The sequence below is a fragment of the Dyadobacter koreensis genome (genome assembly GCF_900108855.1).
Classification (GTDB): Bacteria; Bacteroidota; Bacteroidia; order Cytophagales; family Spirosomataceae; genus Dyadobacter; species Dyadobacter koreensis.
On record NZ_FNXY01000003.1, the window covers coordinates 116,209 to 131,239 of the forward strand.

The 15,031-nt window shown below is 40.7% G+C and carries 11 protein-coding genes; 3 read left to right on the forward strand and 8 right to left on the reverse strand.

Annotation, left to right across the window (positions count from 1 at the left end; genetic code table 11):
* Window positions 1–33 precede the first annotated feature (33 nt).
* The 6 genes from BMY70_RS09195 to flxA form a co-directional block, all read right to left on the reverse strand.
* Window positions 34–450, reverse strand: a complete 417-nt coding sequence (locus tag BMY70_RS09195) for a hotdog family protein (protein ID WP_090334890.1) — start codon at window positions 448–450, stop codon at window positions 34–36.
* Window positions 447–1,316, reverse strand: a complete 870-nt coding sequence (locus BMY70_RS09200; protein WP_090334891.1) for a lysophospholipid acyltransferase family protein — start codon at window positions 1,314–1,316, stop codon at window positions 447–449. The genes BMY70_RS09195 and BMY70_RS09200 overlap by 4 nt, the downstream gene beginning before the upstream one ends.
* A 3-nt stretch (window positions 1,317–1,319) precedes the next feature.
* Window positions 1,320–1,586 carry an acyl carrier protein gene (locus BMY70_RS09205; protein ID WP_229209547.1) on the reverse strand — a complete coding sequence of 89 codons (267 nt, stop codon included), beginning with the start codon at window positions 1,584–1,586 and terminating at the stop codon, window positions 1,320–1,322.
* A 280-nt stretch (window positions 1,587–1,866) separates the two neighbouring features.
* Entirely contained in the window at window positions 1,867–3,084 is a 1,218-nt protein-coding gene (locus tag BMY70_RS09210) for a beta-ketoacyl-[acyl-carrier-protein] synthase family protein (protein WP_090334892.1), read from the reverse strand.
* Window position 3,085: 1 nt separating this feature from the next.
* Window positions 3,086–3,817: a flexirubin biosynthesis SDR family reductase FlxB gene (flxB, locus tag BMY70_RS09215; RefSeq protein WP_090334893.1), complete on the reverse strand. Its 732-nt coding sequence runs from the start codon at window positions 3,815–3,817 to the stop codon at window positions 3,086–3,088.
* Window positions 3,814–5,343, reverse strand: coding sequence for a flexirubin biosynthesis tyrosine ammonia-lyase FlxA (gene flxA, locus BMY70_RS09220; protein ID WP_090334894.1), 1,530 nt, complete (start codon window positions 5,341–5,343; stop codon window positions 3,814–3,816). The genes flxB and flxA overlap by 4 nt, the downstream gene beginning before the upstream one ends.
* A 213-nt stretch (window positions 5,344–5,556) precedes the next feature.
* On the opposite strand from flxA, the gene BMY70_RS09225 reads away from it, so the two are divergent.
* The 3 genes from BMY70_RS09225 (at window position 5,557) to BMY70_RS09235 (ending at window position 12,238) form a co-directional block, all read left to right on the forward strand.
* Window positions 5,557–9,354 carry a trifunctional MMPL family transporter/lysophospholipid acyltransferase/class I SAM-dependent methyltransferase gene (locus BMY70_RS09225; RefSeq protein ID WP_229209548.1) on the forward strand — a complete coding sequence of 1,266 codons (3,798 nt, stop codon included), beginning with the start codon at window positions 5,557–5,559 and terminating at the stop codon, window positions 9,352–9,354.
* Between the two features lie 110 nt (window positions 9,355–9,464).
* Entirely contained in the window at window positions 9,465–10,994 is a 1,530-nt protein-coding gene (locus BMY70_RS09230; RefSeq protein WP_090334896.1) for a phytoene desaturase family protein, read from the forward strand.
* A gap of 2 nt (window positions 10,995–10,996) precedes the next feature.
* On the forward strand, window positions 10,997–12,238 hold the full coding sequence (locus BMY70_RS09235) for an NAD(P)/FAD-dependent oxidoreductase (protein ID WP_090334897.1): 1,242 nt from the start codon (window positions 10,997–10,999) through the stop codon (window positions 12,236–12,238).
* A 61-nt stretch (window positions 12,239–12,299) separates the two neighbouring features.
* On the opposite strand, the gene BMY70_RS09240 is transcribed toward BMY70_RS09235, so the two are convergent.
* Window positions 12,300–13,346, reverse strand: a complete 1,047-nt coding sequence (locus BMY70_RS09240) for a beta-ketoacyl synthase chain length factor (protein WP_090334898.1) — start codon at window positions 13,344–13,346, stop codon at window positions 12,300–12,302.
* 24 nt (window positions 13,347–13,370) lie between these two features.
* Window positions 13,371–15,017 (reverse strand): glycerol-3-phosphate dehydrogenase/oxidase, encoded by a 1,647-nt coding sequence (locus tag BMY70_RS09245; protein ID WP_090334899.1) that lies wholly within the window; start codon window positions 15,015–15,017, stop codon window positions 13,371–13,373.
* Window positions 15,018–15,031: the final 14 nt, after the last annotated feature.

Below are 15,031 nucleotides of genomic sequence, written 5' to 3' on the forward strand. Positions count from 1 at the left end.
AATAAGTAACCTGAAAACCACCATATAATGTGATTAGGTTACTACAATTTTAATTTCACATTCAAGCAATTTACGCCCATTACAGTAATTCTCGCCCTTTACCAGGAAAATATTTCCTAATTGATGCGTTGGTGTAACGATCGTATGTATTGTGGAATGAGCCAGTGGTAATTCAAATAATTCAAGTTTTGAAACTGCACCGATAAATCCGATCCTGGGCTCTCCCTCCTTTTCACGATCGAGATAACCAAATCCGGCAGCACATGTCTGAGCGATATTTTCGATCAGGCCTGACTCTTCCATAGATCCGGACCGGACTAAAATATTGTCTTCGTCAATAAAAAAATCCGATTCAAAACGGCTTTCGCTTACTTCGATGAGATTATCAATCATCACAAACGGAGGCCGGTGTGGTATGATATCGGCTATTCTTTCTTTCTTTACAATCATTCCTGAAAAAAATTGAAATAGTTAAACCACTGTTCCGGATACTGACGCACCTTTTTTTCCAATTCCTTAACGTATAATCCGGCTATTTCCTCCGGCTTCATCTTTTGCGTAATTGGCGCAGTTGCGCTCAAATGATAACTATGCTCCCCATCTTTCGCTGCAAAAACAAAGGTTACCGGAGCAGTAAATTTTGAGGCGATTATAAAGGGACCATATGGAAACCGGGCCCTTTTTCCCATAAAATCCAATTCAATGAATTTCGACCCTTCCATATACCTGTCCGCATGAATAGCAACAAACTCGTTATTTACCAGCGCATTACGAATAGAGATAATATGTGACAGATCATTTTTTATGGGAATGACCTTGAACCTGGAACCTCCTGTAGAAAGATCCATGAATTTTTTAATGCTTTCAACTTCCGCATCCAGCATGACAATATTTATCGTGGGAGTAATTCTTCCTTTGAGTAGATTTCCGGCTGTTTCCCAGTTTCCCAGGTGAGCACTGAGCAGCATCCCGCCTTTTCCACCGTTCCTAATATCGAGCAGATATTGCTCATTCTCAAAAGTATGGGTAAAAGCCGATTCTTTTCCCAAAAGGAAAGCAGCCCTGTCCAATAATGTCTGTCCGAAAATATAGAAATTTTTCCGTACCAGAGCCAGCGCCGGTTTACCGGTAATGTGTAGTGTGTCCTTGTAAAATTCAAGGAGAGCATTTTTCGGTTTGGCTGCGAAAATATAGTAATAATACGTTACCAGTTTCAACAGCTTATACGCAAACCCCAGCCCGAGGACTTTAACAAAAAAAAGGAAAATTTTATACCCTAATAAAGATCCTTTGGTTTTACCATCCCAACGGCTCATTAATTACAGCGACAATTTCTTTTGTACGAGCTTATAAAAATCACCAAAGGTTACAATGTCTTTAAAATCTTCACCTGTTACCTTAATATTCAAATTTTCCTCGATCAAAACTACCAGGTCCACATAGTCCAGACTATCCAGATCCAGTGTATCTTTCAAACTATTCTCAGGAAGAATAAGATTTCGGTTAACCTCAAATTCTTCTGATAAAAAGTCCCTGGTTTCCTCGATAATATCTCCCAATTCCATTGTAACAAGTGTTTCATTCATGGCTACAAAATTAATTTATTCTTTGGTTATACTTTTCAAATTACCCTTAAATTTTAAGAGATTCCTTACGAAACATCACAAATCGCACTTCAACTGTCAAAATATTTCTGTTAAATAACTACTTGTCAGAATAATATGTACAAAAATGTCGATTTCCAATCTTAACTTAAATGCCGGAAAGTAAAATTGGAATACGTTTTTATCGAACGGAAAATTGCGCAAAACACCACAATCCCGATTCGCAAAGCGGGAATTACAGAAAATTCCTGTAAAAAATTCGCTAAACTTTTCTAATTATCAAAGTAGAATTAGTTCCACCAAAGCCAAACGAGTTGGATAGAAAACAATCGATTTTCTGCTCTTTGGTTTTTGCTATGATATTGATTTTAGCCGATTCGTCGTCAGGATTTTCAAAGTTGATATTTGGCGCAATGAAACTTTGCTGCATCATCAACATGGAATAAACAACTTCGCTGGCTCCGGCCATCCAGCATTCATGCCCCGTCATAGATTTCGTTGAACTAACAGGCACTTTACCACCAAAAACTTCCCCAATTGCTTTTGCCTCGCTGCTATCTCCAACGGGTGTAGAAGTGGCGTGCGCATTGATATAATCAACCTCTCCAACCTTAATATCAGCCTGTTTTAAAGCCATATTTAATGATCGAACCTGCCCGTCCATACTAGGGTTAGAGATATGATCACCGTTGGACGAAAAACCATATCCGATAACTTCGGCTAGAATCGTTGCACCACGTTTTACGGCGGCTTCATAGGATTCCAGGATTACCGTCGCTGCACCGCCGCTTGGTACAAGTCCGTCCCGGTCTCGGTCAAAAGGACGGGATGCTTTGGTCGGATCTGTTTCGTTAACTGAAAATGTACCTAAACCATCAAAGCTGCACATCGCGGCGATATTTATTTCCTGAGCACCGCCGCAGATAACGCGCTCCTGCAAGCCTTGCCTGATCATAATGTATCCCATTCCAATTGAATGAGAACCGGAAGCACATGCAGCGCTTAACGTAAAATTTATGCCTTTCAACTTGAAAATTGTTGAAAGGTTCATGTTTACGGTGCTGTTCATATTCTGAAATATTGCACCGCTTCCAATCAGAGTCGTATCGAATTTTTCTCTGGCCTTGTCGTGCGCTTCGACGACCGAGGCTGCTGTGCTGTCGTTTCCGAAGATAATTCCAGTCTCTGTTGTTTCCAGAAAGTCAATGTCCAGTCTGGCCATTTCCATGGCTTCCTTCGTCGACATATACGCATATATCGCAGGCTGGTGCATTCCCAAACGCTGCCTTCTTGATAAAAATGGTTTCAGGTCGGGTTCCTGAACCATGCCAGTAAGCGCAGACCGAAAGCCAAAATCCTTTCTTACCTGATCGAAAACAATACCACTTTTTCCGGCATATAACGATTTACTAACCTCTTCGAGATTTTCTCCGAGGCAGGAATAAATACCAATTCCGGTGATTACAACTCTGTGGTTCATTCTAAGAATAAATTCCTCCGTTAATATTAATCACTTCTCCCGTAATGTAAGATGACTTTTCTGATGCCAAAAAGCTTACCAGATGCGCCACCTCTTCCGCTTTGCCAAAACGATTCATAGGGATCATTTGTTTCAATTCATCTTCATTCAGGTCCTTCGTCATATCACTGGTGATAAAGCCAGGAGCAACGGCATTCACCGTTATCTTACGCTTTGCAACTTCCTGAGCCAGAGCCTTTGTGGATGCGATCATGGCACCTTTCGCAGCTGAATAATTCGTTTGTCCTGCTACTCCTTTTAACCCTGAAACCGAAGCAATGTTAATAATTCTTCCCATCCGTTTGCGGAGCATTTGCTGGATCACATTCTGGGTTACGTTGAACAAACCTTTTGTGGAAGTATTCAGCACATCATCCCAATCTTTCTCCGGCATCCACATAAAGAGCCCGTCGCGGGTGATGCCGGCATTGTTTACCAAAACGCCGATAAATTTCTCCGTATTTCTTTCACGCCAGCCATTCAGCGCATCATCAACCTCGGTTTTGGTCTGGACGTTGAATTGCAAAACTTCACCGTCTCCGCCATTCGCCCTGATTTCTGCCAGCGTCTCCAGAGCCGCAGCCTCGTTTGAAGAATAATTTACCAATATAAAAAGACCATGATCTTTTGCCAACTGAACCGCAATCGCTCTCCCCAGTCCTCTTGATGCTCCTGTTACAAGTGCACAATTCATATATTAAACGGGGTTTCTTTGATTAATTTACAAACTTCCGCGATGCTTTCAAACGGCACTACATCATCCTTTATAAAAAGCGCCTTTGAACGGATTTGATTATATATTTCCTTTGTTTTAGGCGACAATCGTTCTTTCTCATCCGTTTCCAGAAGATCGATTGCCTGACAGATCGCCATGATGTGGATCGACATTACCTGATACGAGTTTTCAAGAACTTTCTTGGCCAGCACTGCACTGTTCGTTCCCATGCTCACAATATCCTGATTATCATTATTGTTTGGAATACTGTGCACATACATTGACGTCGATAACGCCTGATTTTCAGCTGTTGTGGAAGTAGCCGTAAACTGAATTCCCTGGAATCCAAAATTTAATCCCCATGTTCCCGCATTTAAAAAAGGAGGGAACTTTCCATTTAACTTACTATTCATCAAAAAGTTAAGCTGACGCTCCATTAGCATGGAAAGTTTTGTCAGAACTATTTTAACTTTATCCATTTCCAGAGAAATATAATCTCCGTGGAAGTTCCCGCCGTGAAAAACGTTATCCTCATCAGGCCGGACAATCGGATTATCGTTTGTAGAATTTAATTCATTTTCAACAACTTCCTGTGCATAATTAATAGTATCGACGATCGGACCTATGATTTGCGGCACACATCGTATCGAATAATATTCCTGTATTTTTCTTTCAAATTCACGCGTTTGTAGCGCCTTATCATCTTTAAATAATTCCTCCCGATTCCTGATCATTTCACTGCCGGCAAGAAATTCACGCATTTGCTGTGCGACATACTGCTGTCCTTTATGATGTTTTACAGCATTCAACTCGTTGGAAAATGAATCATCAAAAGCTTCCATAATCTCATTCAGCATCGAAGAAGCAGCAATTGACCACTGAACCAAGCGCTGTGCAAAAATTAAATTTACGGCGGCAATCCCGGTCATGCAGGAGGTTCCGTTGATCAAACCCAGACCATCACGAAGTTCCATTTTTAATGGTGTAATGCCATGTTTCGCCAGAACCTCTGCTGTTTTCTGACGTACTCCGTTTTCATAAACGTAACCTTCACCAATCAGGTTTAGGCCCAAATGAGATAACTGAACAAGATCTCCGCTCGCACCCACGCTACCATGTTCAAAAATTTCGGGAACAATGCCATTATTTAAAAACAACACCAATTGCTGAATGACACCAACACTTATTCCTGAATTCCCCTGTAAAAATGAATTCAGGCGGGCAATCATTACACTGCGTGCATACGTTTCGTCTAATGCATTACCAATCCCGCTGGAATGACTTCTGATCAGATTGTATTGAAGTTGATTTAATTTATCCGTATCAATGCGATATTGGGCCATCGGGCCAAATCCGGTATTGATTCCATAGATAATCTTATCTTTTGAAAATTCCGTTAAGAAATTGAATGACTTTGAAACGTTGTTGAGTGCGTCCTCTGCTAATTGAAATTCTTTCTTATCGATGGCATATTGCTCGATTTGAGCTAATGAAATACTCCCCATTTATAGTTACTCTAATTAAAACCCATGTAAAATAAATCTTTTTTTATGGCTTTGACAAGAAACGCTATTCAGCGGCGGGAGGCATCAATATATTGTCAGGACTCTTACATTTGTTTAAATTTACCCCAAACTCACGTTCAAAATCCAATGATTGGAGACTTATTACTTAGACTAAATTCCCTCCTTTCCCGAAAAAAAACACTTTTCTTTACCTTGTTACTTCTTTTGATCGGTATTCTGGGTCTGGGAATATCTAAATTAAGAATCACGGAGAGCATATTTTCGACCTTGCCTAAAGGCAAATCCTTTGAAGAATTCAACCGTTTGGTAGAAAATAAGAGTATCATCAACCAAATTGTATTTTCGGTCGATGTACCCGCTGACATCGATACTGAGGATGCAAAGGCAATCGCTGAAAATTTCGCTGATTCTCTTGCCAAAAATACGACCGGATATATAAAAAATATTCAGGCAATTCGTCCGAATATTCAGCAGGACGTTTATGAATACACTTATTCCCGTTTTCCGGAACTGATCGATTCTACTTATTACCAACACATTAAGGACAAGACAAATACAGATTCTATCAACAGCGCTGTTACAGCTTCCTACAAGCAATTACTAGCGCCGGGAGGAACATTTCTCAGGCAATTTATCCTGAATGATCCTATCGGAATTTCAGGTAAATATTTCCGGGATCTCAACGAGATTAACAACGCAAACGGTATGACCGTCGATGATGGATTGATGTTTTCGAAAGATAGAAAACAAGTGATCGTTATGGCCGGAACAAACTTTGACTCTGGAAATTCATTAAAAAATATCGAGTTGTATAATCAGGTCGAAGCCTTCAAAACCGGCTGGAACAGAAGGCATCCGGATTATAAATTCACTTATTTTGGAACATTTGAAATCGCCGCACAAAATGCGATCCAGGTAAAGCACGACTCCTATATGACAATGATCATCGCTTTGTCAGCGATTTTTTTAATGCTCATTTTCTATTATCGAAAAGCGTTAATTCCATTTTATATCGTTCTCCCGGCGGTTTTTGGAGGGCTGTTTGCCTTAGGAATTATCGGTTTTTTTCGTCCTGAGATTTCAGGGATTTCCCTTGCCACAGGTGCTGTGATTTTTGGAATCCTGCTTGATTATTCGTTCCACTTTTTTACACATTTACGACATACAGGATCCGTCACCATTGCGGTGAAGGAAGTTAGCGAGCCGCTTTTAACGGGAAGTTTGACAACAATTCTGGCTTTCAGCGCGCTCCACTTCGCGAATTCTGTCGTTCTGCAGGACTTCGGACTATTTGCTTCATTAAGTTTATCAGGCGCCGCACTTTTTACATTGATCGCGCTTCCAGTAATTTTGCAAGCGTTTTCGTTCGACTATAAAAATATTCCCGCCGAAGTTAAATTCTTCAATTTTCCGAAAATTTCCGGAAAATTCCGTTCCGTCATTCTGGGGCTGGTGGCAGTGCTCACGATTGTTTTTCTATACTACTCGCAATTCACTGAATTTGACAGCAGCTTTGAAAACTTAAGTATTCACAGTGTCGATTTGAAAGAAAAAGAACATGCGCTGACTGGCCTGAATCCAGCCACTGAAAAACGGATTTACGTCTTTTCGATCGACAAAAATCTGCAAAAGGCAGAAGCCCTTAATTATAAAGTCTATCAGAAACTAACGGCTCTGAAAAAAGATAATCAGATCAAAAGTTTTGTTTCCTCCGGTTCTTTTTTAGTTCCTGAATCTCTAAGGCAAGAGCGCATGGAAAGATGGCGGAATTTTTGGAGCGCTGGCAAAAAGAACGATACGTTTTCTGCAATTGACCGGTCTGCTTCTCGGAACGGTTTTAACAGTGCCGCTTTCAGCGACTTTAAGCGCTGGATATCGGGGGAAATCGAAAATCCGGTTCAGGAGGAAGAACTTTTCCGGGAACTCGGCCTGAATAATCTCATTGAAAGTAATGCGGCAAAATCAACACTTATTACCACCATTGTTGCAAGCCAGGATCAGTTAAGAACTGTCAAATCAGAACTTCGAAAAATCGATGGTATTGAAATTTTTGACCGGGGCGAACTTGCAGAAGAACTGCTTACGATGGTCAAAGACGACTTCAATTATATTCTTGTCATTTCCGCTTCAATCGTTTTCCTTACACTTTTAATCGTCTACGGACGAATCGAACTCACTATTCTCTCGTTCTTGCCAATGGTAATTAGCTGGATCTGGATCCTGGGAATCGCAGCTATGCTGGGAATAAAGTTCAACTTTGTAAATGTTGTAATAACTACTTTTATTTTTGGGCTTGGCGATGATTTCAGTATTTTCGTCACGGAAGGTTTGCTGAGCAAATACAAGTATGGGAAAGACACACTCCGCTCCTATCAGTCCGCTATCATTTTATCAGCATTTACCACCATTATCGGTACAGGTGTCTTAATTTTCGCCGAGCATCCCGCCATCCATTCAATTGCCCTGATCAGTGTTTTGGGTATTGCCTGCATCCTTTTTATATCCTTTATTGTCCAGCCGGTCATCTTCGGATTGTTTGTCGAAAACCGGATTAAAAAGGGAAAAGCACCTGTAACGTTTTTACCTTTCCTAATCAGTATTTCAAGTTTTACCTATTTTCTTTCCGGCTGCCTTTTTCTTCATTCCAAACTTGTGACGATTCTTCTTTTGCCAATTTCTAAAATCAGGAAAAAGAAGATGATCAATAATTCTCTGGCCTTTTTTGCAAAGACTGTCATCTATTCAGGACCTCATGTGAAGAAGAATTTTTCAGGAACTGAGTATATGGATATATCAAAACCTGTAATCTATATCGCAAACCATACCTCATTCCTCGATATTTTGCTGGCCATAATGATCAATCCGAAAATTGTAATGATGGTCAAAGGCTGGGTTTATAAATCGCCTTTTTTTGGGCCGATTATCCGTTATGCAGGTTACATTTATACCGAGGCAGGTCCGGATGAAAACATTGCCAGAATGCGGACACTTGTCGAAGAAGGTTATTCAATCCTTGTTTTTCCGGAAGGTACCCGATCCGAAGATGGCTCGATTGGTCGCTTTCATAAAGGGGCTTTTCACTTAGCTCAGGAATTAAATCTTGATATTCAGCCCATTTTAATTCATGGCGCATCGGATGTTTTACCCAAAAATGATTTTCTGATCCGTCCCGGTGCTTTGAATGTGCGTGTGCTTCCGAGACTGAAATACAGCGATCCTGTTTGGGGAGAAACACTTCGCGATAAAACGAAAAATATTGCTGCCCGTTTCAAGTCAGAATTTGCTTTGTACAAAGATGAAATGGAAGATACACGCTATCTAAAACATAAAGTTTTTACCAACTACGTTTTTAAAGGCCCGGTTTTAGAATGGTATTTTAAAACGAAATGGAATCTTGAAGCAAAAAACTTCGCCTACTATAACGAACTGATAGGCGATAGAAAAACGATACTGGACATTGGCTGCGGTTATGGTTATCTTTCTTTTTTCCTCCATTATAAAAACGAAACGCGAATTATTACAGGCATTGATTATGATGAAGATAAAATTCTGATCGCACAAAACAGTTATAATAAAACAGACAATCTTAAATTTGAATACGGTGATATCGGTAGTGTTAAAGTAGAAAAACAGGATGTGATATTTTTAAATGATATCCTGCATTACCTTTCGGAGGACAGGCAGCAGATTGTATTAAACCGCTGCGCCGAAGCACTTAATCCCGATGGGATCTTGTTTATCCGGGATGGAATTACAGACCTTGGGGAAAAGCATAAAAACACCGAACGCACGGAAGCACTGTCTACCGGCTTATTTTCTTTTAACAAAAAAGATGGCGCTTTTCATTTTTTCTCTTCAAACGACATCAAAATTTTTGCTCAAAGAAATAACCTCAGTGTTGAAATGAAGGAACATTCAAAAAACACCTCAAACGTTTTGTTTATTTTAAGAAAAGGAGTGGTATCAGATCGTTTAGGGCTAACGTCATAATACAAACCAGCCGTTTAATCAGGAAAAAACGATTATATCAGATTTTCTATAAAACTTGCAGAGATTTCTGACGATTAACCAATTAAGATTACGTTTTACATCTGAATTTCATGCAGAAAGAGCCCGGAAAGGAATACGATTTTGTCATTATTGGAAGTGGATTGGGCGGATTGGCTTGTGCGTATATCCTGGCTTCGGAGGGTTACAGCGTCATGGTTCTTGAAAAAAATCACCAGATCGGTGGCCATTTACAGGTTTATAGCCGAGACAAAGCAATTTTCGATACCGGCGTGCATTATGTCGGGAGTATGAATAAAGGTGAAAATCTATACCAGTTTTTTAAATATTTCGGGATTCTGGATAAGATGAAATTCAAACGTCTGGATGATGATAAATTTGATGTCATACGGTTTGACGACGGCTTCGAATATGCCTACGGCCAGGGCTATGAAGAGTTTCAGAAAAACATGATCGGTTATTTTCCGGATGAAAAAGAAGCTATTTTAACTTATTGCAAAAAGATAAAAGATACCTGCAAAAAATTTCCGCTGTACAATCTTGAAGTATCCGGAGAAAATTATCAGATGGATTCAAGCATTATGGAGCTTAATGCCTACGAATATATTGCTTCAATTACAAAAAATGAACGGTTAAGAAATGTACTTGCCGGGTCAAATCAATTGTATGCCGGTGTAAAGGAAATGACGCCATTTTATGTACACGCGCTTATTATGAACAGTTATTTGTCAGGAGCGTATAAATTTATTGATGGCGGTTCGCAAATAGCAATTCAGCTCAGCAAAGGAATCCGAAACTTTGGCGGAGAAATTTTAAAACGTAAAAAAGTCGTTGCTGCCGAATACAATGAGGCAGGAGAAGTCAGTGCTGTTGTGTTGGAAAACGGAGAAAAATTCCGGGCAAAACAATATATTTCAAACATTCATCCAGCGGTAACAATCGATATCTTTGGAGAGCACCGATTTTTGCAGGTTTACAGAAACAGGATTAAAAACCTCAAAAACAGCATTTCTACTTTTTTGGTGCACTTTTCCTTCCATGAAAATGCTTTCGAATATTTAAATTATAACATTTACCAACATCATATTGAAGACGTATGGGGAGGCGTGGAATATGACAAGGAGACTTGGCCGCAGACTTATTTCATCTGTACCCCATTCATCTCAAAACACAAAAAATATGCCGAGTCCATGTCTATCATGACCTATATGGACGCCGACGAAACCGCGCGTTGGAGTGAAACAATGCACACCGTCGCAGAACCAGGAAAACGCGGAGAAGGTTATGAAGAATTTAAAAAACAAAAAGAAGAACAGGTAATAAGGCGTGTTGAAGAAGTGTTTCCTGGTATCAGGGAAAAAATAAAGGCGGTGCACAGTGCTTCCCCTCTCACCTTTCGCGACTACATCGGTAATAAAGATGGTTCCTTATACGGTGTGATGAAAAATTCAGCATCACCGACACGAACTCAGATTAATACAAAAACAAGAATTCCGAATTTACATTTGACCGGGCAAAATATTTCCATGCATGGAATATTGGGGGTTACCGTCAGTGCATTTGTAACCTGCTTTGCTTTTGTAGATAAGGAGAAAATCATTCAAAAAGTCAAAAATGCTTAATCATGCGAACAGTTGATGTTGTAGTTATTGGCGCCGGACCCGCGGGAACCGTAGCTGCATCCTATTTGAAAAAACAGGGGTACGACGTCATTATTTTAGAAAAAGAGAAATTTCCGCGTTTTCAGATCGGTGAAAGTCTTTTGCCCTGCTGTATGGAACACCTTGACCAATCAGGATTGCTTGATGCTGTTGTTCCAAAAAACTTTCAAAAGAAAACCGGAGCCGCCTTTATGAAAGGAGATAAACGATGTGAGTTTTTCTTTGAAGAACAATACACCAGTGGCTGGACGTGGACCTGGCAGGTGAAACGTGCCGATTTCGATCTTACACTTGCGGAAGCAACGCGAGCAAAGGGTGTGGATGTAAATTTCGAGTGCGAGGTGCTCAATGTTACTTGCAGCAAGGATAGACAAATCGTTGATTACAAAGATATTGACGGAAATATTTTCACACTAGAATCAAAATTCATCATTGATTCCAGCGGTTATGGGCGTGTTTTACCAAGACTTTTTGACCTTAGCAAACCTTCGGCATTTACGCCAAGGGGTGCCGTTTTTTCTCATCTTGAAGATAAAAACAGAACGAAGGAGGCCAGTAATAATATTTTTGTTCATTCCTTCGATAACAATAAGTCCTGGATTTGGGCGATTCCATTTTCTGACGGGTCAACGTCAGTCGGGATCGTTGGTGATAAGGAAAAAGTGGAAGAACTGGCTGAAAATAATGGAGAGAAATACAAGAAGTTCATTCGCGAATTTAAGGACCTGAACGGCCGTTTCGTTAATTCGGAACTAAAATGGGAGCCAAAACATATCCTTGGTTATTCGGTGGGAGTCAAACAGATGTATGGCGAAGGTTTTGTATTATCAGGAAACAGCACTGAATTCCTTGATCCGATCTTCTCTTCAGGGGTGACCTTCGCAACAGCATCCGGCCTGCTTTCTGCAAAAATGACGCATCGGCATCTGCAGGGAGAAAACGTCGACTGGAAAAAGGATTATGAAGATGTAGTACAAGGCGGAATTAACGTTTTCCGAAGCTACGTAACAGGCTGGTACAGTGGAGATTTTCAAACAATTGTTTTTGCTGATCAAATTCAAAATGATATCAAAAACCAGATTTGCTCGGTTTTAGCAGGTTATGTCTGGGATCAGTCTAATCCATTCGTTAAAAAACACGACACCATTCTTCCGACACTTGCCAAAGTGATCAAAATGAAAGAAAAAAGTTTGAATAAAGAATAATTTACCTGGCAATCCTGAACAGAAATCCACCATGCAAAATACCTTTTGGATGGTGGATGTTTTATTTTGATAACAGGATAAACCCGTGTTGCGTACCTTTATGATGATTGTAGACCAGGATTTTCTCTGATTTCTTATCTGATTTCCGCGAATGAACTGCCTTTTCCGGCAACTGATATCCATTTAAAAGTTGAACGCCTAGCCATGTTGCAAATGCGGAGGCTGTTGGATAATCACCGGTCAGATTTTTGTAGTTGTAAACGGAGCATTCCGGAAAAAATTCTTTTATCAACCAGCTATACCAGTAATCGTTGCGATTATCACCGCTAAAACCTAAGATAAGCGTATCGATTTCAGAAAATTGAATATGGTTACGTGCCAGAAAGTATGACAATTTCGATTCTAGTCTGGCTTCATTTGCATAACTGATCTGCTCGACATCAATTATCTCAGCAAGCGAATTTTCGGACTTTTCCGCTTCCACGACAAACATGACAGCAGCTTCTCCACAAACAGTCCCCGGTGTATCCGATTCAAACAGGCTCTCAGAACTTATTTCTTCCTTTTTAAAAGACCCTGCCAACATATCTATGTTGTAATTATAATCCGAGATTTCCTCTATACTGCCGAGCAGCAGTGACTTGGCTTTTTTCTCATCCAAAAGTAACATTGCATCCAGCAATGCAGCTTCAAAAGCAAGACCTTTATTGACATGGGTAGTATTATAACCCGTGTTTTTGCTCATCAACGCAAGATTTCCAGCGATGGCATTTGGAGTGCTTTGAACAAAATTTGTCGGTGTTAGTGTACCTTCATCATAATCGACGATCTGATTAAGAAATTTCAGGCAATCTTCAAGTCCGCCATTTGCTGTACCCAGAATAATTCCATCTAAATCCGGATTCCTCTGGATTAACGGTAGGCCGGCTCCTACGCCCATTCGAACCGCCTTCCCCATTCTCCTGAGCAAACTCGCCGGAATTAAAGAGCCGTAAGCTGGCTCCAGAGCCTCATAACGGTTCCCAAAATAGATTTTTGGCTGGCTTTCGAAGAAAGTATTGTCATAAGTCTGCTGCGGTGATATGCAGAATAAATCTTTTATAAACATGTTTAATTAATCATTGTTCAACAGCTATTTCACCTCCGTTGTTGTCGCTTCCGCCATAAAATGTTCCAATAGCCGGGCATATTCTGTGATATGTCTTTCCTTTTCTGCCTTATCCCAACCCAGCTCGGTCGCCATCAGCTCGGCAACCATTGGCAAAACCTGCAATGTCGCCTTCCAATCCGTTATTTCCAGGCGAATTCTTCTTGCAAGAACATCTCTCGGGATAACGGCCATCTCATGCCTGACTGTATATACAACTTCCGCTCTGATGTAGGGATACTGCGAATTTAGTCTTTCTTTCAATGGTTCGTTAAAGGCTGTCAACTTGGCCACCTCACCAGCTCTGCAACCATACTTTTTCACAAGATGCTGGCTGATATCGTCAGGCAGGTTGAAATCCTTGGCGAGGAATTTCCACGAATCAAAATCATAATTTGCTCCTCCAACTAACATATGCTTCGCTGTCGAACACTCATTTGTCTGCCCGAAAATATGATCTGCCTGGTCAATGGTATCCTTCGCCATCAGGCGATAGGTCGTCCATTTTCCACCTAAAAGACTAACAAGTCCTGATACAGCATCGATTTCAATTTCATGGTCACGCAGCAAAGTCTTGGTTGACTTATTTGGGTCCGCAGAAAGTAAGGGTCTCAGGCCCCCGAAACCTGCTTTTATTTTGGAGATATCTATCTTATCCGCAAGGTATGGGTTCAGCGTACTGACCAAGTAATCAACTTCACCTTTATTAAGCTTGGATTCATTTTCAACGTCATTTGAATCTGTATCTGTTGTACCTAACAACATCGAACCTTCAAAAGGAATGGCAAAAACGACCCGTCCGTCAGGGGTTTTCGGAATAAGCATCGCGTGGTCACTATTAAGTACTTCGTAAGGAAGCACCACATGAACACCCTTGCTTGGCCGGATTCTCCCCGGTAAACTTGTATTGGCAAAATGACGTATTTTGTCAGAAAACGGACCTGTGCAGTTAATTACCAGTTTTGCACGAACCGTAAATTCTTTTGTAGATTGTTTATCTGTTATTTGAACCCCGTTCAGCTTCCCTTTTTCGTCTTTTTCAAAACCTTTAACTTCTATATAATTGGCCACCGTCGCTCCCGCTTCGGATGCAGACTGTGCCAGAGCCAGGCAATAACGTGCATCATCGAGCTGGCCATCATAATACATGACTGCGCTGTGCAGCTTCGCTTTGTTAAGTGTTGGAATTTTTGATAATACCTGCTCCTTTTTCAGCCATTTGCTTTTTGGCAGCGTATCGGTCGTCGCAAACCAATCATACATTCTGAGCCCTATACTAAAATAAAGTCCTTCAATCCAGGAACTTACCGGTGTCATCAAAGCCAGTGGCCGCGCCAGGTGCGGCGCATTATTCAAGACAATATGCCTTTCTTCAAGTCCGTGACGAACTTGTTTTAGTTGGGCAAAATCAAGATTTTTGAAAGCCTGTTCCAAATATCGAACTCCCCCGTGAATCAATTTTGTAGAGCGCGAAGACGTTTCGGATGCGAAATCACTTTTATCAATTAATGCTACCTTATAACCTCTCAGCACAGCATCAAGTGCACAGCCTGCCCCACTTGCTCCTCCCCCGATTATACAGATATCAAACTGCTCATTTTCTAATTTCACAAGTGATTCATTACGATTCATGCCAGGCGGGTATA

Excerpts from the sequence above, each read along its gene's own strand:
- BMY70_RS09245 (WP_090334899.1), bottom strand. The coding sequence starts at position 15,017 with ATGAATCGTAATGAATCACTTGTGAAATTAGAAAATGAGCAGTTTGAT.
- BMY70_RS09205 (WP_229209547.1), bottom strand. The coding sequence starts at position 1,586 with ATGAATGAAACACTTGTTACAATGGAATTGGGAGATATTATCGAGGAA.
- flxA (WP_090334894.1), bottom strand. The coding sequence starts at position 5,343 with ATGGGGAGTATTTCATTAGCTCAAATCGAGCAATATGCCATCGATAAG.
- BMY70_RS09195 (WP_090334890.1), bottom strand. The coding sequence starts at position 450 with ATGATTGTAAAGAAAGAAAGAATAGCCGATATCATACCACACCGGCCT.
- flxB (WP_090334893.1), bottom strand. The coding sequence starts at position 3,817 with ATGAATTGTGCACTTGTAACAGGAGCATCAAGAGGACTGGGGAGAGCG.
- BMY70_RS09210 (WP_090334892.1), bottom strand. The coding sequence starts at position 3,084 with ATGAACCACAGAGTTGTAATCACCGGAATTGGTATTTATTCCTGCCTC.
- BMY70_RS09230 (WP_090334896.1), top strand. The coding sequence starts at position 9,465 with ATGCAGAAAGAGCCCGGAAAGGAATACGATTTTGTCATTATTGGAAGT.
- BMY70_RS09235 (WP_090334897.1), top strand. The coding sequence starts at position 10,997 with ATGCGAACAGTTGATGTTGTAGTTATTGGCGCCGGACCCGCGGGAACC.
- BMY70_RS09200 (WP_090334891.1), bottom strand. The coding sequence starts at position 1,316 with ATGAGCCGTTGGGATGGTAAAACCAAAGGATCTTTATTAGGGTATAAA.
- BMY70_RS09240 (WP_090334898.1), bottom strand. The coding sequence starts at position 13,346 with ATGTTTATAAAAGATTTATTCTGCATATCACCGCAGCAGACTTATGAC.